This is a genomic window from Nigerium massiliense, from assembly GCF_000826085.1.
In the GTDB taxonomy this organism is placed as follows: Bacteria; Actinomycetota; Actinomycetes; order Propionibacteriales; family Propionibacteriaceae; genus Propioniciclava; species Propioniciclava massiliense.
This window is the reverse complement of sequence record NZ_CCYM01000003.1, coordinates 139,147-161,365: the sequence shown is the minus strand read 5'-3', so window position 1 is coordinate 161,365 and position 22,219 is coordinate 139,147. Positions and strand designations below refer to the sequence as shown.

Here is a 22,219-nt window from a genome sequence, read left to right as displayed (position 1 = left end):
GGGACGGACAATCCTCGCCCGGGGGCAGCCGGATCAGGCGGCCAGTGTGAGGATGCCGCGGCGGGCGATCCAGCGTCCGGCCTCGGCGAGCTGCTCGGCGTCGCCGTCCAACTGAACCGTGACGACCGAGACGAGCCAGAACTCCATCCGACGGCGCTGCTCGGCGATGAACTCCACCCTCAATCCGAGGTCGTGGACGAGCTGGGAGAGGGTGGCGCGGCCGTCGTGGGCGCCGACGAAGACGAGAGAGGTGGTCATGACGTGCTCCTGGACTGTGGGTGGTGTGGTGGGTGATGGGCTCACCCCGCACAACCCGTCCGGGCGTGTCAGAGGCGAGCGTCGCTCCAGCGACAACACCGACAACAGCCCAGGGGCACGGCGGACGACACGAACGTCGCTCCGCCTGTCCTCTGCATGGGCCCGACTCTAGGCGCTGGCCGAAGCTCACGCCACTGGCCGACCCGCCGATGAGACGGAACTTTCGTCCAGGACTCAGCTCCGCAGCGCGTCCTGCACCTCGTCGGACGCGGTGCGCAGCGCGGAGAGGACGCGGGTGACGTCCGGCGCGGAGAGCCCCGCCAACCCACACGAGGGCGTCAGCCAGAGCCGGTCGGCCAGCGTCTCTCCCAGCTCCAGCGGGCGCAGCTCCGCCAGCACCCGGCCGGTCAGCGCGTTCGCGGGCTCCGGCGCGGAGGTGACGCCCCAGAACAGGTCGATCCCCCGCTCGACGGCGTCCGCGATCGGGTCGAGGTCGCCGACGAGCGCGGCGTCCAGGCTGATGCCGGCGAAGCCCGCTCCGTCGCGCCCGGGGTGGGTCAGCAATTCCACCGGGACGCCCGCCGCACAGCAGTGCGCCACGGATCCCGGGGTCAGCGCGCCGAACGCGGCGAGGGTCTCGGCCACCTCGGGCGCCTCCACACGGCGGTGCCGAAAGTAGCCGCCCTCGGTCGGGACGGCTCCGGTCAGGACGGCGGGCAGGGACGGCTCGTCGACCTGCAGCCGGACGTCCAGCCCCGGCAGCCGGCGGCGCAGCTCGCCGAGCAGGTCCGCCACCCCGGCGGCAAGCGACTGGCCGACGTCGCGCCGGGCGCCGCGGTCGCCCAGGACGCGCCCGCCGAGCGGCCGGAACAGGGCCGCGGCGAGCGTCCACGGCCCCGCGACCTGGATCTTGAAGGGGCCCTCGTAGCCTTGGGCGTTCTCTTCGAGGACGTCGAGGTCGTCGCGCAGGGTGGCCCGGGCGCGGCGGGCGTCGATGCCGGCGGTCGGGGCGAGCTTCCACTGTCCGGCGCTGAGTTCGGTGGCCAGGCCGGAGAGCAGCGCGCACGAACGGCCGATCATCCCGGCCCACGGGCCGCGCGCGGGCAGCTCGGGCAGGCACGGAAGGTCGGGCGTCGCCTCGAACATCAGCCGGACGGCGGCCCCGGCGTCCGTGCCCGGCAGCGAGCCGAGCGCGGCGACGCCGCTCACGCGGCCGCCCGCCCGGCACCCTCGGTCGCCGCGATGGTGGCCGCCCCGATCACCAGGTCGCCCTCGTAGTGCACGGCGGCCTGGCCGGGCGCGATGCCGTGGGCGGGTTCGTCCAGCTCGACGCGGACGCGGTCGCCGTCGGCGGTGATCGAGGCCGGCATCGCGGCGCCGTGGGCGCGCACCTGCACCAGGCCACGCCACGAGCCGGAGCGGGCGCTGCCCGTCCAGGTCGGCCGGATGCACTCCATCGACCGCACCGTCAGCGACTCCCGCGGGCCGACGGTCACCGTGTTCGCCACCGGCGAGATGCCCAGCACGTAGCGGGGCTGGCCGTCCGCGGCGGGCGTGCCCAGCCGCAGCCCGCGCCGCTGCCCCACCGTGAACTGGTGGCTGCCGGTGTGGCGCCCGACGACGGCCCCGGACTCGTCGACGATGTCGCCGTCGGCCTCGCCGAGGTGGCGGTTGAGGTAGCCGGCGGTGTCGCCGTCGGGGATGAAGCAGATGTCGTGGCTGTCGGGCTTCTTCGCCACGTAGAGCCCGCGCTCGGCGGCCTCGGCGCGCACCTGTGGCTTCTCGGTGCCCGCCAGCGGGAACAGCGAGCGGCGCAACTGCTCCTGGTTGAGGACGCCCAGCACGTAGCTCTGGTCCTTGGCCGCATCGGTCGCGCGGCGCAGCTGCACCTCGTCGCCGACGCGCGTCACCCTCGCGTAGTGGCCCGTGGCGATGGCGTCGAAGCCCAGCGCGACGCCGCGCTCCAGCACCGCGGCGAACTTGATCTTCTCGTTGCAGCGCAGGCACGGGTTGGGCGTGCGCCCGGCCTCGTACTCGGCGAGGAAGTCGTCGACGACGTCGGCCTTGAACCGGTCGGAGAGGTCCCACACGTAGAACGGGATGCCGAGCATGTCGGCGGCGCGGCGCGCGTCGTGGGAGTCCTCCAGCGAGCAGCAGCCGCGCGCTCCGGTGCGGAACGACTGCGGGTTCTTGCTCAGCGCCAGGTGGACTCCCGTGACGTCGTGGCCCGCGTCGACCATCCGCGCGGCCGCCACCGCGGAATCGACCCCGCCCGACATCGCGACCAGCACCCGCATCGGCTTCCCCTTCTCTTCGCGGCCGCCTCGACGGCCCAGCCTTGATCTCCCGGTCGCGGCAGTGCCCCGCCCGACCGATGCGCCAGTCTAGGCGAGGGGCCGTCCGCGGGGCTGCGCCGTTACCAGGCGTACGCGGCCCGCGCGCGCCCCACGGCGTCCGGCAACGCGCCGACCAGCGCCTCGACGTCGTCGTCGGTCGTGGCCCAGCCGAACGAGAATCGCACGGACGCCGACGCGTCGGCCTCGCTGCGGCCCATCGCCAGCAGCACCTCGCTGGGCCGGTGGACGCCGGCGGTGCAGGCCGAGCCGGTGGAGCAGTCGACGCCGGCGGCGTCCAGCATGAGCAGCAGGTCGTCGGCGCGGAGCCCGGCGAAGGTCGCGTTGCAGATCGCCGGGGACGTCCCCTCTCCGTTGACGCGCGCCCCCTCGATGCCCGAGATCGCCGCGACGACGCGCTCCCGCAACCCCCCGATCCTGGACGCCTCGGCCGCCAGCTCGGCGACGGCCAGTTCGGCGGCCGCGGCGAACCCGACCGCCAGCGCGACGGAGACGGTCCCCGAGCGCAGCTTGCGCTCCTGCCCCCCGCCGTACATCACCGGCGCCGGCTCAAGGCCGCGGCGCACGACCAGGGCCCCGACCCCGACCGGGCCGCCGACCTTGTGCGCGGACAGGCTCAGCAGATCGAGGCCGGAGTCGGCGAACGAGACGGGCACGTGCCCCAGCGCCTGGACGCCGTCGCTGTGCGCCCACGCCCCGGCGCGGTGCGCGGCCTCCGCCAGGGACGCCACGTCGAAGATCACGCCGGTCTCGTTGTTCGCCCACATCGCCGACGCCACCGCCACGGACCCGTCGAGAGCGTCCATCCACTCCCCCTCGTCGAGGCGGCCGGCGTCGTCCACCCCGACGACGCGGGTGCGGTCCGCCAGCGTCGTCGCAGCCTCGGCCACGGCCGGGTGCTCGACGGACGTCGTCACCAGCCGAGTCCGGCCCGCCTCGCGTGCCCAAGCCGAGGACACCCCGCCCAGCACCGCGATGTTGTCGGCCTCCGTGCCGCCGGAGGTGAACACCACCTCGGCGGGCAGGGCGCCGACGGCCGCAGCCACCTGCTCGCGCGCACCCTCCAGCGCCGCGCGGGCGACGCGCCCGGACCCGTGCAGCGAACTCGGGTTACCCGCGCGTGCCGCGACGGCTGCCATCGCCACGCCCACCTCGGGGCGCAAGGGAGCGCTCGCGGCGTAGTCAAGGTAGTATCGGTAGTCGGCCACTTTCCTCCTGCCCTCGTCGAACTGCCATGGTGCATCACCGGCGAGCAGCCTGGAGGGGTGCTGCGGCTCCTGGGCGCGACGGTTAGAGTCTTCCCTGAAACAGGAGAGGCTCTCGCCCGAAGGCGCGACACACCCCGCACCGCGACCTCGACCTCGACCTCAAGCGAAAGAACCATTTTGACTCGACCACTACTGCCCGCCCCGGAGGATTCCTCGGTTCTCGGCGCTCACGTCAGCGACGGCGGGACGAATTTCGCCCTGTGGGCTCCGCGGGCAACCCGCGTCGAGCTGGCCCTCGTCGCCGACGACAGCTCCCAGACGAACTTCGACATGGAGCGCGAACCGGACGGCGTCTGGCACTTCTTCGCCGAGGGCGTCGGCGCCGAGCAGCGCTACGGCTACCGCGTCCACGGGCCCTGGAGCCCCGAGACCGGCCAGCGTTTCAACCCGGCGCGCCTGCTGCTCGATCCCTACGCCCGCGCGATCACCGGCGGCGTCGACTACTCCGGCCCGATCCGCGACCACCTGGAGGAGTCCAACTACCTGCCCGATCCGACCGACTCGTTCTCGGCGGTCCCGCTGAGCGTGGTGGTGGCCGACACCGAGCCCCCGACGCCGATGGAGTCCCGTCCCAGCCTCGACGAGATGGTCATCTACGAGACGCACCTGAAGGGCTACACCCAGCTGCATCCCCAGGTGCCCGAGCACCTGCGCGGCACCTACGCCGGCCTGGCTTACCCGGCGGTCGTCGACCACCTGAAGTCGCTGGGCGTCAACGCGATCGAGCTGCTCCCGATCCAACACTTCGTCTCCGAGCCCTTCATCGTCGGCCGCGGCCTGACCAACTACTGGGGCTACAACACGCTGGGCTTCTTCGCGCCGCACGCCCCGTACTCCTCCACCGGGACGCTCGGGCAGCAGGTCACCGAGTTCAAGCAGATGGTCTCGACGCTGCACGAGGCGGGCATCTCGGTGATCCTCGACGTGGTCTACAACCACACCGCCGAGGGCGGCCACGAGGGCCCGACGCTGAGCTTCCGCGGCATCGACCACGCCGGGTACTACCGGCTGACCCACGACCTGCGCAACGACTACGACGTCACCGGCTGCGGCAACGCGGTGGACTCCTCCGAGGGCGGCGTCCTCGACATGATCCTCGACTCGATGCGGTACTGGGTCAAACAGATGGGCGTGGACGGCTTCCGCTTCGACCTGTGCACCACGGTCATCCGCGACGGGGAGCACCACGTCGACCAGAACCACGAGTTCAAGAAGCGCGTTGCCGCCGACCCCGACTTCGACGGCATCGTCATGATCTCCGAGCCCTGGGACATGGGCCCCTACGGCTACCAGGTCGGGCGCTGGGGCCCGGGCTGGGGCGAGTGGAACGACCGGTTCCGCAGCTTCACCCGCGACTTCTGGCGCGGCGCCCTGTCCGGCGTCCAGGAACTCGCGACGCGCGTGTCCGGGTCGACCGACATCTACGAGACCCCCGGACGCACCCCGGCCGAGTCGGTCAACTTCGTCACCGCGCACGACGGCTTCACGATGCGCGACCTCGTCACGTACGACCTGAAGCACAACGAGGCCAACGGCGAGAACAACCGCGACGGCTCCGACAACAACTCCAGTTGGAACCACGGCTACGAGGGCGAGACCGAAGACGGCACGATCCAGGCGGACCGGCACCGCACCGTCCGCAACATGATGGCGATGATGCTGCTCAGCGCGGGCACGCCGATGATCGTGGCGGGCGACGAGATGGGACGCACCCAGGGCGGCAACAACAACGCCTATTGCCAGGACTCGCCGCTCTCGTGGGTCAACTGGCACACCCTGGACGGCTGGGGCGACCAGTTCGAGCTCACCCGGACGCTGTTGAAGCTCCGGCAGGAGCACCCGATCCTGCGCCCGTCCCGCTTCCGCACCCGCAACGAGGTGCTGGACGCCGACGGCCACAGCCTCAAGCGCGCCGAGACCGCCTGGTTCAACGAGGCGGGCGTCGAGATGGGCGTCGAGCACTGGCACGACGGCGGACGTCGGACGGTCGGCTGGTACATCAGCGACCGTGACGAGGCGTTCTACATCTTCTGCCACGGCGGCTACGACGGAACGAACCTGACGCTGCCGGGCTCCGACTGGGGCGACCGCTACCGCGTCGTCGCGCACACCGGCAACGAAGGCGAGCTGCCGTCCGACGACCTGGCGCCCGGCCAGACCCTCGGCGTTCCGGCGCGCACGACGGTGGTCTTCCAGGCCGACGTCCGCTCCGTGGCCGAACCCGAGCCCGAGCCTGAGCCCGCGGACGCCGCCGCGTCCGACGACACGTCGGCGGCCACCGACGCGGCGCCGGACGGGAACGCCGAGGCGCCGCAGTCCACCGAGACCAGCGAAAGTGTCCCGGACGGGCCCCAGCAGCCCGCCGACGGGGACGCCCCAGCGTCCTCGTGAACCGATGACCGAAAGCCCCCGCCGGCGCTGGCCGGCGGGGGCAATCGATCGTCCATTCGCCGGCGTCCCACGATGGCCTGCCGACGACCCGGTGCAGTAGCTTGGAGCCATGACCCAGACCACGCCCTCCGCCCCCGCGCGCGGCTTCGGACGCATCCCCGTCACCGGCGTCTCCCCCGTCGTCGAGGGCGGTGCCTATCCGGCCAAGGCCGTCGTCAACGAGCTCATCCCGATCCGCGCGACCGTCTTCCGCGAAGGCCACGACGCGGTCAACGCGTCCGTGATCCTCACCGACCCGGACGGCAACGAGACCCGGCACGACATGACGGCCATGGAGCCCCGCGGCCTCGACCCGTGGGAAGCCTGGGTTCGCCTCGACCGCGAGGGCGCCTGGTCGTTCCGGGTCGAGGGCTGGTCCGACCCCTGGGGCACCTGGCTGCACAACGCCGAGGCGAAGCTCCCGGTCGGCGTCGACGTCGAGCTGGTGTGCCTGGAGGGCCGCGACCTCTTGGAGAAGACCGCTCAGCGTGCCGACGAGCTCGGCGACCCGGTCGAGGCGTCCATCCTGCGGGCCACCGCCGCGCTGCTGATCCCGCAGCGCGAGGCCACCGACCTGCTCGACGTCGCGACCGCCGCCGGCCTCAACGCCTCGATGCGCAAGTTCGGCCCGCGCGAGCTCGTGACCCCCACGCGCGACTACCCGATCTGGGTCGACCGCCGCCGCGCCCTGTACGGCTCCTGGTACGAGTTCTTCCCGCGCTCCGAGGGCGCCTACCAGGACGAGGACGGCCACTGGCACTCCGGCACCTTCGACACCGCCAGCAAGCGCCTGGACGAGATCGCGGCCATGGGCTTCGACGTCGTCTACTTCCCGCCGATCCACCCCATCGGCGACGCCTTCAAGAAGGGCAAGAACAACTCCCTCGACCCGAGCCCCGAAGATCCGGGCTCGCCGTGGGCCATCGGTAACGCCGCCGGCGGGCACGACGCGATCCATCCCGACCTGGGCGACTTCGAGTCCTTCGACCGGCTCGTCGCGCACGCCAAGGAGCTCGGGCTGGAGATCGCGCTCGACTTCGCGCTTCAGGCGTCCCCCGATCACCCGTGGGTCACCGAGCACCCGGAGTTCTTCACCACCCGCCTCGACGGCACCATCGCCTACGCCGAGAACCCGCCGAAGAAGTACCAGGACATCTACCCGATCAACTTCGACAACGACCCCGAGGCGATCTTCACCGAGGTCATGCGGGTGCTGCGCCTGTGGATGGATCACGGGGTGCGCATCTTCCGCGTCGACAACCCGCACACCAAGGCCGTCTCGTTCTGGGACCGCCTCATGCGGGAGCTGCGCGAGACCGACCCCGACGTGCTCTTCTTCGCCGAGGCATTCACCAAGCCGGCGATGATGCACACGCTCGGCAAGGTCGGCTTCCACATGAGCTACACCTACTTCACGTGGCGCGACACCACCGAGGAGCTCCAGGAGTACCTGCTCGAGCTGTCGCGGGAGATGGACGCCTTCTACCGGCCCAACTTCTTCGTCAACACCCCCGACATCAACCCGTTCTACCTCCAGACGGGGAACCCCTCGGCGTTCGCGATCCGGGCGATCCTGGCCGCGACGCTGTCCCCGTCGTGGGGCGTCTACTCCGGGTTCGAGTTGTTCGAGCACGAGCCGCTCAAGCCGGGCGGCGAGGAGTACCGCAACTCCGAGAAGTACGAGTACCGGCCGCGTGACTACAGCGCCGAGCCGAACCTGAACCTGCTGATGGGCACGCTGAACAGCATCCGCCGCGCGCATCCCGCCCTGCAGCAGCTGCGTCGCATCGACTTCCACCGCACCAGCCACCCGGCGCTGATCGCCTACTCGAAGGTGGACGGCGACGACTGCGTCCTGACGATCGTGTCGGTCGACCAGACCAGCACGGTCGAGGGCGAGGTCTTCGTCGACATGGACGCGATCGGCCTGGCCGAGGACGCCCCGCTGCCGCTGCGCGACGAGTTGACCGGCGCGACGTTCACCTGGGGGCAGCGCAACTTCGTCCGGCTCAGCCCGTCGCAGCCGGCGCACATCCTGCACGTCCTTTGAGCACGGAAGGATCCATGACCGCCGAACCCGATTGGTTCAAGACGGCAGTCTTCTACGAGGTACTGGTGCGCTCGTTCGCGGACGCGGACGGCAACGGCATCGGCGACCTCGCGGGGCTGACGTCCAAGCTCGATTACCTGGCCTGGCTGGGCATCGACTGCCTGTGGTTACCGCCGTTCTTCCCGTCCCCGCTGCGCGATGGCGGCTACGACGTCGAGGACTACTTCGACGTCCAGCCCGAACTCGGCACCCTCGACGACCTGCGCACGCTGATCGACGAGGCGCACAAGCGGGACATGCGGGTCATCTCCGACTTCGTCATGAACCACACCTCGGACGCCCACCCGTGGTTCGAGGCGTCGCGGTCCGACCCGGAAGGGCCCTACGGCGACTACTACGTGTGGCGCGACGAGCCGACCGAGTACGAGGACGCCCGGATCATCTTCATCGACTCGGAGGAGTCGAACTGGACCTACGACCCGGTGCGCGGGCAGTACTTCTGGCACCGGTTCTACGGGCACCAACCCGACCTCAACTTCGAGAACCCGGCGGTGCTGGCCGACATCCAGGCCGCCATCCGCTTCTGGCTGGAGCTGGGCTTCGACGGGTTCCGCCTGGACGCCGTCCCCTACCTCATCGAGGCCGACCGGACGAACTGCGAGAACCTGCCGGGCACGCACGCCGTCCTCAAGCAGGTGCGTGCGATGGTGGACGAGGAGTTCCCGGGCGCGATCCTGCTGTGCGAGGCGAACCAGTGGCCGAGCGACGTCATCGAGTACTTCGGCGACGACGACGAGTGCCACATGGCGTTCCACTTCCCCGTGATGCCGCGGCTCTACATGGGGCTGCGGCGCGGCTCGCGCGAGTCGATCAGCCAGATCCTGGCCGACACCCCCGCGATCCCTCCGGGCTGCCAGTGGGGCACGTTCCTGCGCAACCACGACGAGCTCACGCTCGAGATGGTGACCGAGGACGAACGCCAATACATGTGGCACGAGTACGCGCCGGTCCCCCGCATGCGCTGCAACCTGGGGATCCGACGCCGGCTCGCGCCGCTGATGGGCAACGACCAGCGCCGCATCCGGCTGCTGCACGCCATGCTGCTGGCCCTGCCGGGGTCGCCGGTGCTCTACTACGGCGACGAGATCGGCATGGGCGACAACATCTGGCTGGCCGACCGCGACGGCGTCCGCACGCCGATGCAGTGGACGGACGCCCCCGGCGCGGGCTTCTCCGAAGCCGAGGAAGAGCTCTTCCCCTACCCGGTGATCGACGACGAGGAGTACGCGCCCGCGGCGGTGAACGTCGCCGCCCAGCGGGACGATCCCGACTCGCTTCTCAACTGGCTGCAGGGCGTGCTGGCCCTGCGCCGCGAGCACCTCGAGTTCGGGCTGGGCGAATTCAGCGACCTGGGCGGTTCGCACCAGATGTTCTCGTTCGCCCGCCGGCACGAGGACACCACCGTCTTGTCCTTCAACAACTTGACCGACGAAGAATTGACCGTCGAGGTGAACCTCTCCGCGTGGGCCGGGCGCCGGCCCGAACCGCTGTTCGGCAGCGCCCTGGGCACCGAGCCCGCGGAGATCACCAGCGAGCCGTACCGGGTGACCCTGCCCGCCTACGGGTTCTCGTGGCTGACGGTGTGAGGAATCTCCATGACCGCTGACCTGTCCACCGCGTGGTGGAACCATCTGCAAGGCGTCCGCTGGTTCGGCGGCAAGGGCTCGCCCGGCCGCATCACCGAGCTGGCGCCGCTGCCCTTCTCCACCGCCCCGGGCGTATGGCCCGCCGTCCGGAGCGAGATCGCGACGCTCTCCTACGACGACGGCCGCACCGAGCATTACCACCTGCTCGCCGCCTACCGCCCGGCCGCGGACGTCGCCAAGCCGTTGGCCACCGTCGAGGTGCCCGGCCTGGGCCAGGTGGCCGCCACGGACGCCACCGAGGACCCGCAGGCGGTCCTCGCGTTCGTCACGGCGGTCGCGGAGAATCCCGGGGGGCACATGACGTGGAACCGCGCGCTCACGGCCGACGATCTCGCGGCGGCGAGGGTGTGGCGCGGCGAGCAGTCGAACACGACGATCGTCCTGGGCGGCAGCGCCCTGTTCAAGCTGTTCCGCAAGGTCGAGCCCGGCCCCAACCTGGACGCCGAGGTGCTCACCGCCCTCGACGGGACGCCCGCCGCCACCCCGGCCCTGTTCGGACGCCTCACCGGCGCCTGGCCGGTCGGCCAGGTCACCGACCTCGGCATGGTGATCGAGAAGGTGGCCGACGTCACCGACGGCTGGGAACTCGCCACCGCAGCCTGCGCCGCGGGCGAGGACTTCGCCGACCGCGCCGCCGAGCTGGGTCGTAGCCTGCGCCGCGTCCACGACGAGCTGCGCACGCGCTTCCCCACCGCGACGGTGCCCGGCTCCGACGTCGCGGCCACGATGACCCGGCGCCTCGACGAGGCGATCCGCGCGGCGGACGTGCTCGCGCCGCACCGCGACGCCCTGGCCGCCGGCTTCGCGGGTCTGGCCGGCACGGACGTGGCCGTCCAGCGCGTCCACGGGGACTTCCACCTCGGCCAGACCCTGGCCGGGGCGGACGGCCGCTGGACGATCATCGACTTCGAGGGAGAGCCCGCCAAGAGCGCGGCCGAGCGCCGCGAGCCCGATTCCCCGTGGCGCGATGTGGCCGGCATGCTGCGGTCGTTCGACTACGTGCGCAGCGCCCATCCGCGGCCCGAATCCGAGGCCGCAACGAGTTGGTCGCGCACCTCCCGCGAGGCATTCCTGACCGGATACTGTGGGGGCCTGAATCGACCAGCAGCGTTGTTGGACGCCTACGAGATCGACAAGGCGATCTACGAGGTGGTGTACGAGACGAGGAACCGTCCCGACTGGGTGTCCATCCCCATGCGAGCGGTCATGGAGCAAGCCCGACGAGCCTCTATCCAGAGTGAGGACAAGGAGTAACGATGGCGAACGACATCCACGGTGGCCTCACTGGTTGGGACCTGGAGGGATTCCACAGCGGCGGTGACACGGAGGTGTGGCGCCGGCTCGGGTCCCACGTCGTGACGATCCACGACGACGAGCGCGGTGAGGTGACCGGCACCCGGTTCGCCGTCTGGGCGCCCAACGCGCAGGCCGTCCGCGTGAACGCCGACTTCAACTGGTGGACGGGCGACGCGATGACGCTCGTGCCCGGCTCCGGCGTGTGGGCCACCTTCATCGAAGGTGTCGGCGAGGGGACGTTGTACAAGTACAACATCCTCGGCGCCGACGGGGTCTGGCGCGAGAAGGTGGACCCGATGGCCCGGTTCGCCGAGCAGGCCCCGGCCAACAGCTCCATCGTCTACGAGAGCAAGTACGTCTGGAGCGACGACGAGTGGCTCGCCCAGCGCGCGCTCAAGACGCACCACCAGTCGGCGATGTCGATCTACGAAGTGCACCTGGGCGGCTGGCGCAAGGGGAAGACCTACCTTGACCTCGCCGACGAGCTCGTCGACTACGTGAAGTGGCAGGGCTACACGCACGTCGAGTTCATGCCGGTCGCCGAGCACCCGTTCGTCCCGTCCTGGGGCTACCAGGTCACCAACTACTTCGCGCCACAGTCTCGTCTGGGGCGTCCCGACGAGTTCCGTTACCTCATCGAGCGGCTGCACAAGGCTGGCATCGGCGTCATCCTCGACTGGGTGCCCGGCCACTTCCCGAAGGACGAGTGGGCGCTCGGCTTCTTCGACGGGACGCACCTGTACGAGCACGCGGACCCCCGTCAGGGCGAGCAGAGGGACTGGGGCACATACGTCTTCAACTTCGGCCGCAACGAGGTCAAGTCGTTCCTGGTCTCCAACGCGCTGTACTGGATCAAGGAGTTCCACATCGACGCGCTGCGCGTGGACGCCGTCGCCTCGATGCTGTACCTCGACTACTCCCGCGAGCCGGGCCAGTGGGTGCCGAACCGCTACGGCGGCAACGAGAACCTCGAGGCGATCGACCTGCTGCGCTACGTCAACAAGCACCTCTACGAGCGCGAGCCCGGCGTCATCATGATCGCGGAGGAGTCGACGTCGTTCCCGGGCATCACCCGGCCGACCAACTTCGGCGGCCTGGGCTTCGGCTTCAAGTGGAACATGGGGTGGATGAACGACACCCTGCGGTACCTGGCGTTGGAGCCGATCCACCGTCAGTACCACCACAACGAGATGACCTTCGCGATGGTCTACCAGTACACGGAGAACTTCATCCTGCCGATCAGCCACGACGAGGTCGTCCACGGCAAGGGGTCGATGATCAACAAGATCCCGCAGGACGACTGGCGCAAGTTCGCCACCCTGCGCGCCTTCTACTCCTACATGTGGTCGTTCCCCGGCAAGATGCTGCTGTTCATGGGCCAGGAGTTCGGCCAGCGCAGCGAGTTCAACGAGGAAGCCAGCCTCGAGTGGTGGGTCACCGACCTGTGGGGCCACCACGGCCTGCAGCGCATGATCAAGGACCTCAACGCGATCTACAAGGAGCACCCGGCGCTGTGGCGCCTGGACTCCGACCCGAAGGGCTTCCGCTGGATCAACGCGGACGACGCCGGCGCCAACACCTTCAGCTGGATCCGCAGCGACGGCGAGGGCCAGGAGATCGCCGTCATGGTGAACTTCAGCTCCGAGGCGTGGAACGACTACCGCATCGGCCTGCCGCACGCCGGCACCTGGACCGAGATCTTCAACAGCGATGCCACCATCTACGACGGCTCCGGCGGCACCGGCAACATGGGACGTATCATCGCGACGCCGGATCCGCACAACGGGTTCGACAACAGCGCCCTGGTGCAGGTCCCGCCGCTGGGCGCCGTGTTCTTCCGTTACGACCCCGACACCGACACCACCAAGGAGGAAACTGTGAGCGAAGACACCAGCAAGGCCGAGGGCAACTCCGACCTGTCGGAACCGACGAAGGACGTCGACGCGTCCGACGCGGCCCAGCCGGAGAAGCAGCAGCAGCAGGACAAGGCGGTCTCCGGCCCCGGCGTCGTGACCAACGTCGATCCTGAGTGACCAGGTGAGCGGCCGGGTCGAGGTGCAGCTCCAGGTGCAGGGTCCCGCCGGGATCCTCACCTGGGACGGTTCTCCCGACCCGGCCGCTCTCGCGTCCGTCCTGCCGAGGGCCGTCGACGACGCGTTCGCCCAGGGCGTGCATCGCCTGACCGTGAGCGTCCCCGCCGCCGACGGGGAAACCCGCCGCGTCCTGCACCGCGCCGGCTTCCGGTTCGAGGGTCTCGCGCGGCACGAGGACGAGCTCCCCGACGGCGCGTGGGCGGACCGGGCTCACTACGCGTTACTGGCGAGCGACGCCACCGAGGGACGCGAACGCTTCACGTCGGTGATGAGCGCCGTCCTGCCGCGCAAGCGGCTGATCGCGCACGTGCTGCTGCTCGACGGGGCCGGGCGCGTCGCCTTGTGCGAGACCACGTTCAAGCCCGACTACGAACTGCCCGGCGGCATCGTCGAGCCGCTGGAGTCGCCGCGCGACGGCGTCCTGCGAGAGATGATCGAGGAGCTGGGCGTCGCGTTCGAGCCCGACCGGGTGCTGCTCATCGACTGGCTGCGCCCTTATCTCGGCTGGGAGGACGCGCTCGAGCTCGTCTTCGGGTGCCCCGTGCTCTCCGAGGACGACAAGGAGCGGATCCGGCCCGACGGCCTGGAGATCCGGGCCGTGCACTGGCTGTCCCCCGAGGAGGCCGCTCCCACCATGACCGACTTCGGCGCCCGTCGCCTGTTCTCCGCTCTCGCCGCCCACGAGCGCGGCGTCACCGCCTACAGCGAGGCCGGCGTCACCATCGCCGCCCCCGGGGATTGACAAAGCGCCCCTCGCCGTGGGGCGAAGGGCGCAGTTTCGATCGGGCGACGGATCAATCCCTCGGGTAGTCCATCGCGGCAGCGTGGACCGCGTTGTCGCGGATCCAATCCCGGTACATCGTGTGGGCGACGTTGATGATGTGCAACGCATTCCTTCTGTTGTTCTGCTCCAGCCGACGACGGCCGTCCGTCGTCGCGTCCATCCGGAGTGTCTCCATCATATCCAGCAATGAGTCAAGAAGACAAGAAATATTGCAACTCGTCGACAACTGACGCGAGGTTTGCGCGCGAACCCCGCGGGTTTCCCGAAATTGGGTTGTACGGCTTGGCGTCGCGGGCCGCTGCTAGCGTCGGTGCCATGACGGACGCGTTCCCTCCCGCACACCGCGCCGAGGTCGCCCTGCCGTGGGGCCCGGTCTCGTTCCTCGCCTGGGGCGAGCCGGGGCACGGCGAGACGGTCGTGCTACTGCACGGCGGCGGCGTCGACAACGCGGCGCTGTCGTGGGGTTCGCTCGGCCCGGCCCTCGCCGCGGCCGGTCACCACGTCGTGGCCCCCGACCACCCCGGCTACGGCCACAGCCCCGCGGCCCCATGGCCCTCCACCGTCGCGAACCTCGTCGGCTATGTGGACGCCTTCGTCGCCGCGGCCGGCGTGCGCGACCGCTACGTCCTGGGCGGCATCTCGCTCGGCGGCGCGCTCACCCTCGGCCAGGCGCTCGACCACCCCGACGGAATCGTCGGGCTCCTGTTGTTCGCGCCGTACGGGATCGTGCCGTCGATGGGGCGGGGCTGGACGGCGCCGCTCACGCAGGCGCTGAGCTGGGCCTCGATCCAGTCGGGGATTCTCGATCGGCTCACGCCGCTGTTCCTGCGCAGCCGTCGCCTCACGCGGGCGTCCCTGGGCAACCTCATCGGTGACCCGGCCCGCCGAAGCGAGCAGCTGCTGGACGCGGTCATGGCCGCCGGCGCGTCGCCGGCGGCGGGTCGGGCCTTCGCCGAGTTCCAGCGCGACGAGGTGGGCCCGCGCCGCAACAGGACCGACTTCTCCGCCCGCCTGCCCGAGATCGGCGTCCCCGCGCTCTTCGTGCAGGGCGGCCTCGATCCCGGGGTCCCCGCCTTCCGCGCGCGAGCGGCCGCCGATGCGATGCCCCGTGGGCGGCTCCTGCTCGTGGACGGCGCCGCGCACTGGGTACAGCGGGACCGCCCCGACGTCGTCGAGCCCGCCGTCGCCGGCTTCGTCGCCTCGCTCGGACGCCGCTGATCTGACCGGGCCCGGACAGGGCGACGGCCGAGCACCCCCGCGGGGACGCCCGGCCGTCGGGATCGCCAGGTCAGTACAGCGCGGCCATCAGGTCACGGCGCGCCTTGAGCACGGCGGGGTCGGTGTTGCCGATGGTGTCGAACAGCTCCAGCAGCCGCACCCGGACGCGGTCACGCTCGTCGCCGGCGGTGTTGCGAACGACCTCGATCAGCCGCGCGAAGGCGGCCTCGGGGCGTCCGCCCGCGAGCTCGACGTCGGCGGCCGCGAGCTGGGCCTCGACGTCGCCGGGCGCCGCCTGCGCCCGAGCGAGGACGTCCTGCGGGTTCTGGTCGCCCAGGCGGGCGAGGAGCTGCGCGCCGTTGCGTCCGGCGGTGGCATCGGGGTCGTTCGGGGTCTCGGCGAGGATCTTGTCGAACTCGGCGACGGCCTTCTCGAAGTCCCCAGCGGCCATGGCCTCGTCCGCGGCGGCGAAGCGGGGGTCCGGGCCGGCGGGCTCTGCCTCGCCGGAGCCGTCCGCGGGTCCGGAGACCGGCTGGGCCTGGCCGACGATGCCGTTGGCCACGGCGACCTTCAGCAGTTCGTCGATCATCTGCGCGGCGTGCGCCTTGTCTGCGGTGCCCTGGAACAGAGGAGCGAGCTGGCCACCGATCACGCCGACCACCATCGGGACAGCCTGGACGCCCAGGGCGCCGGCGATCTGCGGGTTGGCGTCCACGTTGAGGCGCACCAGGAGGTACTTGCCGCGCGCGGCGTTCGCGAGCGCGACGAGATCGTCCGAGACCTGCTGGGCGTTGGCCCGCGGCGAATAGAACTCGACGACGAGCGGGTACTGCATCGACCGTCCGAGGTACTGCTCGAACGATCGGGCGTCCGCCTCGACGACGTAGGACCCACCCGAGGGCGCGGACGGGGAGCCCCCCGTGCCCGCCTTGGCCGCGTTGGCGAGCCCGGACAGGTCCATCGCGCGCGAGGAATCGAAGTTTGCTGCATTCATGGGTCCATTGTTGCACCGGGGCACCTACACGCTCTGCGCGGGAAGCGGTTAGATGGGCCCATGGCTCATGAACGCGCAGGACAGCCGGCCCGGCCGGAAGACCTCATCGACTACGACGCCGTGATCGGCGCGTACTACGACCTCGTACCCGACCCCAGCAACCCCGACCAGATGGTCGTGTTCGGCACCTCGGGGCACCGCGGATCGTCCCTCAAGACCGCCTTCAACGAGGCGCACATCGCGGCGACCACCCAGGCGATCGTGGAATACCGCGCCACCCAGGGCACCACCGGTCCCCTGTTCATCGGCAAGGACACCCACGGGTTGTCGCTGCCGGCGTGGAAGACGGCGCTGGAGGTGCTGCACGCCAACGGCATCGATGTGCGCGCGGAGCGTGAGGACGAGTACACCCCGACCCCTGCGGTCTCGCGCGCGATCATCGTCTACAACCGCGACAACGACGGCCCCCGCGCGGACGGCATCGTCGTCACCCCGTCGCACAACCCGCCCACCGACGGCGGCTTCAAGTACAACCCGCCGCACGGCGGCCCCGCCGACTCGGACGCCACGAAGGTGATCGCCGCCCGCGCGAACGAGCTGCTGGGCAACTGGAAGAGCATCGCCCGCTCGCCCTACGAAACGGTCGAGAAGGAGATCACCCGCTTCGACTACCGCACGCCGTACTGCGAGGATCTCTCCAACGTCGTCCAGCTCGACGTGATCCGGGGGGCCGGGCTCAACATCGGCGCCCATCCGCTCGGCGGCGCGTCGGCGCAGTACTGGGAGTACATCGCCGACAAGTTCGACCTCGGCCTGAGCGTCATCGACCCGACGATCGACCCGCGCTGGCCGTTCATGACGCTCGACTGGGACGGCAAGATCCGCATGGACTGCTCCAGCCCGTACGCCATGGCGTCGCTGATCGAGAATCGCGACAAGTACGATCTCAGCCACGGCAACGACGCCGACTCCGACCGCCACGGGATCGTGACGCCCGACGCCGGCCTGATGAACCCGAACCACTACCTCGCCGTGGCGATCCAGTACCTGTTCAGCCACCGCGACGGCTGGAACCCCGAGGCCGGCATCGGCAAGACGCTGGTGTCGAGCTCGATGATCGACAACGTCGCCAAGAAGCTGGACAAGTTGCTCGTCGAGGTGCCGGTCGGCTTCAAGTGGTTCGTGCCGGGACTGTCGGACGGCTCGATCGGCTTCGGCGGGGAGGAGTCCGCGGGCGCGTCCTTCCTCACCCTGGACGGCCAGACCTGGACCACCGACAAGGACGGCATCATCCTCGACCTGCTGGCGTCCGAGATCCTCGCCTCGACCGGCAAGACCCCGTCGCAGCACTACGCCGAGCTGGAGAACGAGTTCGGCAAGACGGCCTACGCCCGCGTGGACGCCCCGGCGAGCCGCGAGCAGAAGGCCAAGCTGGGCAAGCTGTCGCCTGAGGACGTCGAGGCGACCGAGCTGGCGGGCGAGCCCATCACGGCGAAGCTCACCAACGCCCCCGGCAACGACGCCCCGATCGGCGGGCTCAAGGTGGTGACGGAGTCCGCGTGGTTCGCGGCTCGTCCGTCCGGCACCGAGGACGTCTACAAGATCTACGCCGAGTCGTTCAAGGGCGCCGATCACCTCGCCCAGGTGCAGAAGGAGGCCAAGGAGGTCGTGGACGCCGTCCTCGGCTGATCCCCCTCCCGGCGCAGCGGCGCCCGGCCCCCTGCGGGGTCGGGCGCCGTTGTCGGTGTGGGCCCTGCCGGGTGATCGTCGGGTGGGCCGGCGCCGCCGCCGGACGGACGCCGATGCCGGTCAGCTCGCGCCGTCGTCCTCGTCGGCGTCGGGCCAGTCCATCCGGGCCCGCAGGCCGGCGCGCTGGATGACCCGCTGGATCGTCAGGTCGCGCTCGTCGATGTTGGGGACGAACTCGATGCGCTTGAGGCCCTGGTCCTGCGCGGCGCTCTCGAAGACGAAGTGGCCATAGCCCAGCAGCAGCCCGAGCGGCGGCTGCAGCACTGAGATGTCGAGGATGCGGGCGATCGGGACGGTCGCGAGGTGCTGGTTGAAGATGCCGTGCACCCGGAACACGCGCATGTTCGTGATGACGAAGCGATCCATGTACTCGTAGTGCATGCGGTAGAACCCGTAGCCGCCCAGGCCCAGCCCCGCGACCAGGCCGAGCCACCACAGCGGACCCAGCAGCGGCATGCAGGCGAAAACGACCATCCCGGCGATGACCAGCAGGACGGGCACGATCAGGGTGACCCAGTGCCGCATCACCTCGTCGACGATGAACTCGCCTTCACTGACGAGCATGCGGCGCGACGTCTGCGGCCACAGCAGCCGCGACAGGTCGAGCGCCACGCGTCACCTCGCGAGCGAGTCGAAGAATCGCCCGATGGAATCGAAGATGCCGAAGATGCCCCGGATGAAGTTCGCGGCCTCCTCGGGGCGCGTGTACAGATAGTACAACAAGAACGCGACGAGAAGCGCCAACAGAAGAGTCTTGAGAAACTTCGACATCGTGGCCCCTAGGGAAGAGTGGCATCAGGCGTACGCACGTCCATGATGCCCCACCCCGCCCCGGGTCGCCCCCGGGACGCGCCGACGATGCGTCCACGCCGTTGCAGGTTGGCTACGAGTTCGTCCAACCCCAGCCACCGCCGGTCGGCTGTGCCAAAGTGAAGGCATGGATAACTCCGATCTGTTTGTCTGCATTGATCACGTTGGTCTCGCTGTTCCCGACTTGGACGAGGCCATCAAGTTCCACACCGAGGTGATGGGCTGGCGCGAACTGCACCGCGAGAAGAACGAGGAGCAGGGTGTCGAGGAGGCGATGATCGGCACCGGCGACCAGGGCCCGGAGAACGCCCAGATCCAACTCCTCGCCCCGCTGAACGAGAGCTCCACGATCGCCAAGTTCATCGGCAAGAACGGCCCCGGCATGCAGCAACTCGCCTACCGCGTCCGCGACCTCGATCAGGTGATGGAGACGCTGAAGGAGCGCGGCGTCCGCCTGCTCTACCCGGAGCCGCGCCGCGGCACGGCGGATTCCCGCATCAACTTCTGCCACCCCAAGGACACCGGCGGCGTCCTGCTCGAACTCGTCGAGCCCAACAAGAACGCCGCGCACTGACGCGTCCTCGTAGATCCCCGGCCGCCACGGCCGGGGATCTGCGCGTGTGATCGGTGAGAACGTGTCGCCAACCCAGTAGAATCCAGCATTGACGACAGCGCCACCTCCAAGGGGAAATCCGTGACCCAGAACCAGTCCAACTCCGACGGCCTCGACCTGTTCGACGAAAAGGCTTCGGCCGTCCGAGGGTTCCCCAACGCCATGCTGGGCTACGACAAGAAGGTGGTGGACGACTACGTCCGCGACCTCGAGCAGCAACTCTCCCGCGCCAAGCACCAGTACCGCGAGGTGCAGAAGGAGCTGACCGCCGCGAACCTGCGCAGCGACGACACCGACTTCTCGAAGCTGGGCGGCCACACCGCCTCCCTGCTGCGCGTCGCCGAGTCCCAGGCGAACGACCTGGTGGTCAAGGCGCAGAACGAGGCCGACCGCCTGGTGTCCCAGGCGCGCGACGAGGCCGAGCGCACGCGCTCCGAGGCCCTGCAGGAGACCGACCATGCCCGCCGGTCCGGCATCGACGAGCTCAAGTCTCTGCGCCTGGAGCTGCAGGACCAGACCACCGCCGAGCTGGAGGCCGCCCGCGTCGAGGCCCAGGGCCTCCGCGAGGCCGTCGACAAGCACCGCGCGATGGTGATTGCGGACGCGCAGCAGCAGGCCAACGCCATGATCGAGGCCGCTCGCGCCGAGGCCGCCCACATCGTGCAGAAGGCCGAGCACGAGGCCGCCCAGCTCACTGACCGGGTCACCCGTGAGACGAACGCCTTGCGGGCCGACACCGCCCAGGCCGTCCAGGAAGCCCGCGCCGCCGCCGACGCCGAAGTGGTCGAGCTGCGCAACATGGTCAACGCCGAGGTCGCCGCCCTGCGCAACCAGACCAAGGCCGACGTCGCCGAAACGCGGGCCCGGCTGGCCGACGAGGTCGCCGCGGTCCGCGACCGAGCCAACGCGGACGCCAACCAGATCCGCGCCGAGGTCGCCGCCGAGCGCGACGAGTCGCTCGCCGCCCTCGAGGTGCAGCAGCGCGAGTTGCGCGACCAGCTCGCCGGAATGGTCACCGACGCACGCCGTCAGTCCGACGACCTCCAGGAGAAGCTGGCCGCCGCGTCCGAGGAGCTCCGCCGCCGGCAGCAGTCCGTGTACGCCGAGGCGGAGCGCATCAAGGCCGACAGCATCAACGAGGCGGCCGCGATCGTCGCTCAGGCCCGGCACAACGCCGACGAGCACTGGCAGCGCACCGAGGGCGAGCTGTTGCGCCGTACCGAGCAGCTCAAGCGCGAACAGAACCTGCTGCGCCAGCGCAAGGAGGCACTCGTCGCCCAGCTCAACAACCTGTCGAGCCTGGCCAACCTCACCGCGCTCGAGTTCCCCGAGGAGGAGAGCAACACCGACCTTGCCGAGCTCATCGAGGAGCCGTCCGAAGGCAAGGGCACCGTCGACGAGGTCGAGATCGTCGACTCCACCGACAACTCCCCTGACGTCAGCGAAAGCCGCCTGGGGTGACGAGCGACCCCGCTCTGCCGGGTTCGACGCCGCCGGCGGGCGTCAACGCCTCCCCCGGCCCTGCGCCGGTCAGCCTGCTTCACCGCTCGCCGCTGCAGATCGGGTTCCTGGGCGTCCTCGGCGGCGTCTTCGCGCTGGCGCTGATCACCGCGCTCATCGCCCTGCAGAACATCGTCCTGGTGGTGCTGTTCAGCCTGTTCCTCGCGCTCGGCCTCAACCCGGGTGTCGAGTGGCTGAACCGGCGGGGTCTTCCGCGCGCGCTGGCGGTGCTCGCGATCGTCATCGCGGTGCTCGCCGCCGTGGCGCTGGCGTTGTGGGCGGTGCTGCCGCTGCTCAACGAGCAGATCGCCAACCTCATCACCAACACCCCCGGCTTCCTGCAGGCGCTGCGGGAGAACCGTCAGATCGCCGGCCTCGACGCGCGCTACGGCGTGATCGACAAGGCGACGCAGTTCATCACCTCCGGCACGTGGCTGACGACGATGTTCGGCGGCCTCGTCGGGGCCGGCCGGCTCGTCGCCGACACCGTGTTCTCGGTGATCATGACGCTGGTGCTGACGCTGTACTTCCTGGCCTCCCTGCCGTCGATCAAAGCCACCGTCTACCAGCTCGCCCCGGCGTCGCGTCGCCCGCGGGTGCGCTACCTGGCCAACGAGATGTTCCGCCGCATCGGCGCCTACATCACCGGCATGTTCCTCGTCGTGACGCTGTGGGCCGTGGGCTCGACGATCGTGATGTACTCCGTCGGGCTGGCGCAGTACGCGCTGGCCCTGGCCGTGCTGGTGGCGATCTTCGCGTTCATCCCCGTCGTGGGGTCGACGTGCGCGATGATCATCGTCTCGATCGTGGCGTTCTCTTCGTCCCCGACCGCCGGTGCGATCGTGCTCGCCTACTTCCTCATCTACCAGCAGTTGGACGCCTACGTCGTCCAGCCGCGGGTATTCTCCCGCTCGATGAACGTGCCCGGCGTGCTGGTCATCCTCGGCGCCATCTCGGGCGGGCTCCTGTTCGGCATCATCGGCGCGCTGGTGGCGATCCCGACCGTGGCGTCGCTCCTGCTGCTCTACCGCGAGGTGCTCGTCCCGCACCTCGACGCCCGCTGACGCCTCCCGTGACCAACCCTCCGAGCATGGCA

18 protein-coding genes and 1 pseudogene are annotated in these 22,219 nt (G+C 70.1%); 11 read left to right on the top strand and 8 right to left on the bottom strand.

The features are described from left to right. Positions 1-33 precede the first annotated feature (33 nt). The 4 genes from BN1187_RS07115 to BN1187_RS07100 form a co-directional block, all read right to left on the bottom strand. Positions 34-258: an NIL domain-containing protein gene (locus tag BN1187_RS07115; RefSeq protein ID WP_040160472.1), complete on the bottom strand. Its 225-nt coding sequence runs from the start codon at positions 256-258 to the stop codon at positions 34-36. Between the two features lie 234 nt (positions 259-492). Beyond that, positions 493-1,467 (bottom strand): uroporphyrinogen decarboxylase/cobalamine-independent methonine synthase family protein, encoded by a 975-nt coding sequence (locus BN1187_RS07110; protein ID WP_040160470.1) that lies wholly within the window; start codon positions 1,465-1,467, stop codon positions 493-495. Continuing rightward, positions 1,464-2,555, bottom strand: coding sequence for a tRNA 2-thiouridine(34) synthase MnmA (mnmA, locus tag BN1187_RS07105; protein ID WP_040160468.1), 1,092 nt, complete (start codon positions 2,553-2,555; stop codon positions 1,464-1,466). Before mnmA ends, BN1187_RS07110 begins: the two co-directional genes overlap by 4 nt. Positions 2,556-2,674: 119 nt before the next feature. Further along, positions 2,675-3,820, bottom strand: a complete 1,146-nt coding sequence (locus BN1187_RS07100; protein WP_040160466.1) for a cysteine desulfurase family protein — start codon at positions 3,818-3,820, stop codon at positions 2,675-2,677. 177 nt (positions 3,821-3,997) lie between these two features. On the opposite strand from BN1187_RS07100, the pseudogene glgX reads away from it, so the two are divergent. From glgX to BN1187_RS07070, 6 genes and pseudogenes are all read left to right on the top strand, one after another. After that, positions 3,998-6,103: pseudogene (gene glgX / locus BN1187_RS07095) on the top strand (glycogen debranching protein GlgX); the annotation flags it as partial. Between the two features lie 277 nt (positions 6,104-6,380). Next, entirely contained in the window at positions 6,381-8,360 is a 1,980-nt protein-coding gene (locus tag BN1187_RS07090; RefSeq protein ID WP_040160463.1) for a maltotransferase domain-containing protein, read from the top strand. Positions 8,361-8,374: 14 nt separating this feature from the next. After that, complete coding sequence (gene treS / locus BN1187_RS07085; protein WP_072042009.1) at positions 8,375-10,006, top strand: maltose alpha-D-glucosyltransferase; 1,632 nt, start codon at positions 8,375-8,377, stop codon at positions 10,004-10,006. Positions 10,007-10,015: 9 nt separating this feature from the next. Next, the gene (locus BN1187_RS07080; RefSeq protein WP_040160462.1) at positions 10,016-11,320 is read left to right on the top strand and encodes a hypothetical protein; all 1,305 of its coding nucleotides are present in this window, start codon (positions 10,016-10,018) and stop codon (positions 11,318-11,320) included. 2 nt (positions 11,321-11,322) lie between these two features. Continuing rightward, a complete protein-coding gene (glgB, locus tag BN1187_RS07075) occupies positions 11,323-13,395 on the top strand; it encodes a 1,4-alpha-glucan branching protein GlgB (RefSeq protein ID WP_082034585.1) in 2,073 nt (690 codons plus the stop codon). Positions 13,396-13,399: 4 nt separating this feature from the next. Further along, a complete protein-coding gene (locus tag BN1187_RS07070; protein ID WP_052462465.1) occupies positions 13,400-14,197 on the top strand; it encodes an NUDIX hydrolase in 798 nt (265 codons plus the stop codon). 52 nt (positions 14,198-14,249) lie between these two features. Here the strand turns inward: BN1187_RS07070 and BN1187_RS14265 are convergent, their stop codons facing one another. After that, complete coding sequence (locus BN1187_RS14265; RefSeq protein ID WP_157754755.1) at positions 14,250-14,399, bottom strand: hypothetical protein; 150 nt, start codon at positions 14,397-14,399, stop codon at positions 14,250-14,252. Between the two features lie 155 nt (positions 14,400-14,554). On the opposite strand from BN1187_RS14265, the gene BN1187_RS07065 reads away from it, so the two are divergent. Then, positions 14,555-15,457, top strand: coding sequence for an alpha/beta fold hydrolase (locus tag BN1187_RS07065; protein WP_040160457.1), 903 nt, complete (start codon positions 14,555-14,557; stop codon positions 15,455-15,457). A gap of 70 nt (positions 15,458-15,527) precedes the next feature. Here the strand turns inward: BN1187_RS07065 and BN1187_RS07060 are convergent, their stop codons facing one another. Further along, positions 15,528-16,451 carry a co-chaperone YbbN gene (locus BN1187_RS07060; RefSeq protein WP_040160455.1) on the bottom strand — a complete coding sequence of 308 codons (924 nt, stop codon included), beginning with the start codon at positions 16,449-16,451 and terminating at the stop codon, positions 15,528-15,530. 60 nt (positions 16,452-16,511) lie between these two features. Here BN1187_RS07060 and pgm point away from each other — a divergent pair, with 60 nt between their 5' ends. Continuing rightward, positions 16,512-18,140, top strand: coding sequence for a phosphoglucomutase (alpha-D-glucose-1,6-bisphosphate-dependent) (pgm, locus tag BN1187_RS07055; protein ID WP_040160452.1), 1,629 nt, complete (start codon positions 16,512-16,514; stop codon positions 18,138-18,140). A gap of 120 nt (positions 18,141-18,260) precedes the next feature. Here pgm and BN1187_RS07050 read toward each other — a convergent pair whose 3' ends face one another. Together BN1187_RS07050 and BN1187_RS14470 are read right to left on the bottom strand one after the other, a co-directional pair. Next, positions 18,261-18,812, bottom strand: coding sequence for a PH domain-containing protein (locus tag BN1187_RS07050; protein WP_040160451.1), 552 nt, complete (start codon positions 18,810-18,812; stop codon positions 18,261-18,263). 3 nt (positions 18,813-18,815) lie between these two features. Then, the gene (locus tag BN1187_RS14470; RefSeq protein ID WP_173424973.1) at positions 18,816-18,971 is read right to left on the bottom strand and encodes a hypothetical protein; all 156 of its coding nucleotides are present in this window, start codon (positions 18,969-18,971) and stop codon (positions 18,816-18,818) included. 166 nt (positions 18,972-19,137) lie between these two features. Between BN1187_RS14470 and mce the strand changes: the two genes are divergently transcribed. The 3 genes from mce (at position 19,138) to BN1187_RS07035 (ending at position 22,187) form a co-directional block, all read left to right on the top strand. Beyond that, positions 19,138-19,584 (top strand): methylmalonyl-CoA epimerase, encoded by a 447-nt coding sequence (gene mce / locus BN1187_RS07045; protein ID WP_040160449.1) that lies wholly within the window; start codon positions 19,138-19,140, stop codon positions 19,582-19,584. A 120-nt stretch (positions 19,585-19,704) separates the two neighbouring features. Then, positions 19,705-21,084, top strand: a complete 1,380-nt coding sequence (locus BN1187_RS07040) for a DivIVA domain-containing protein (RefSeq protein ID WP_040160447.1) — start codon at positions 19,705-19,707, stop codon at positions 21,082-21,084. After that, on the top strand, positions 21,081-22,187 hold the full coding sequence (locus tag BN1187_RS07035) for an AI-2E family transporter (RefSeq protein ID WP_052462463.1): 1,107 nt from the start codon (positions 21,081-21,083) through the stop codon (positions 22,185-22,187). The genes BN1187_RS07040 and BN1187_RS07035 overlap by 4 nt, the downstream gene beginning before the upstream one ends. Positions 22,188-22,219: the final 32 nt, after the last annotated feature.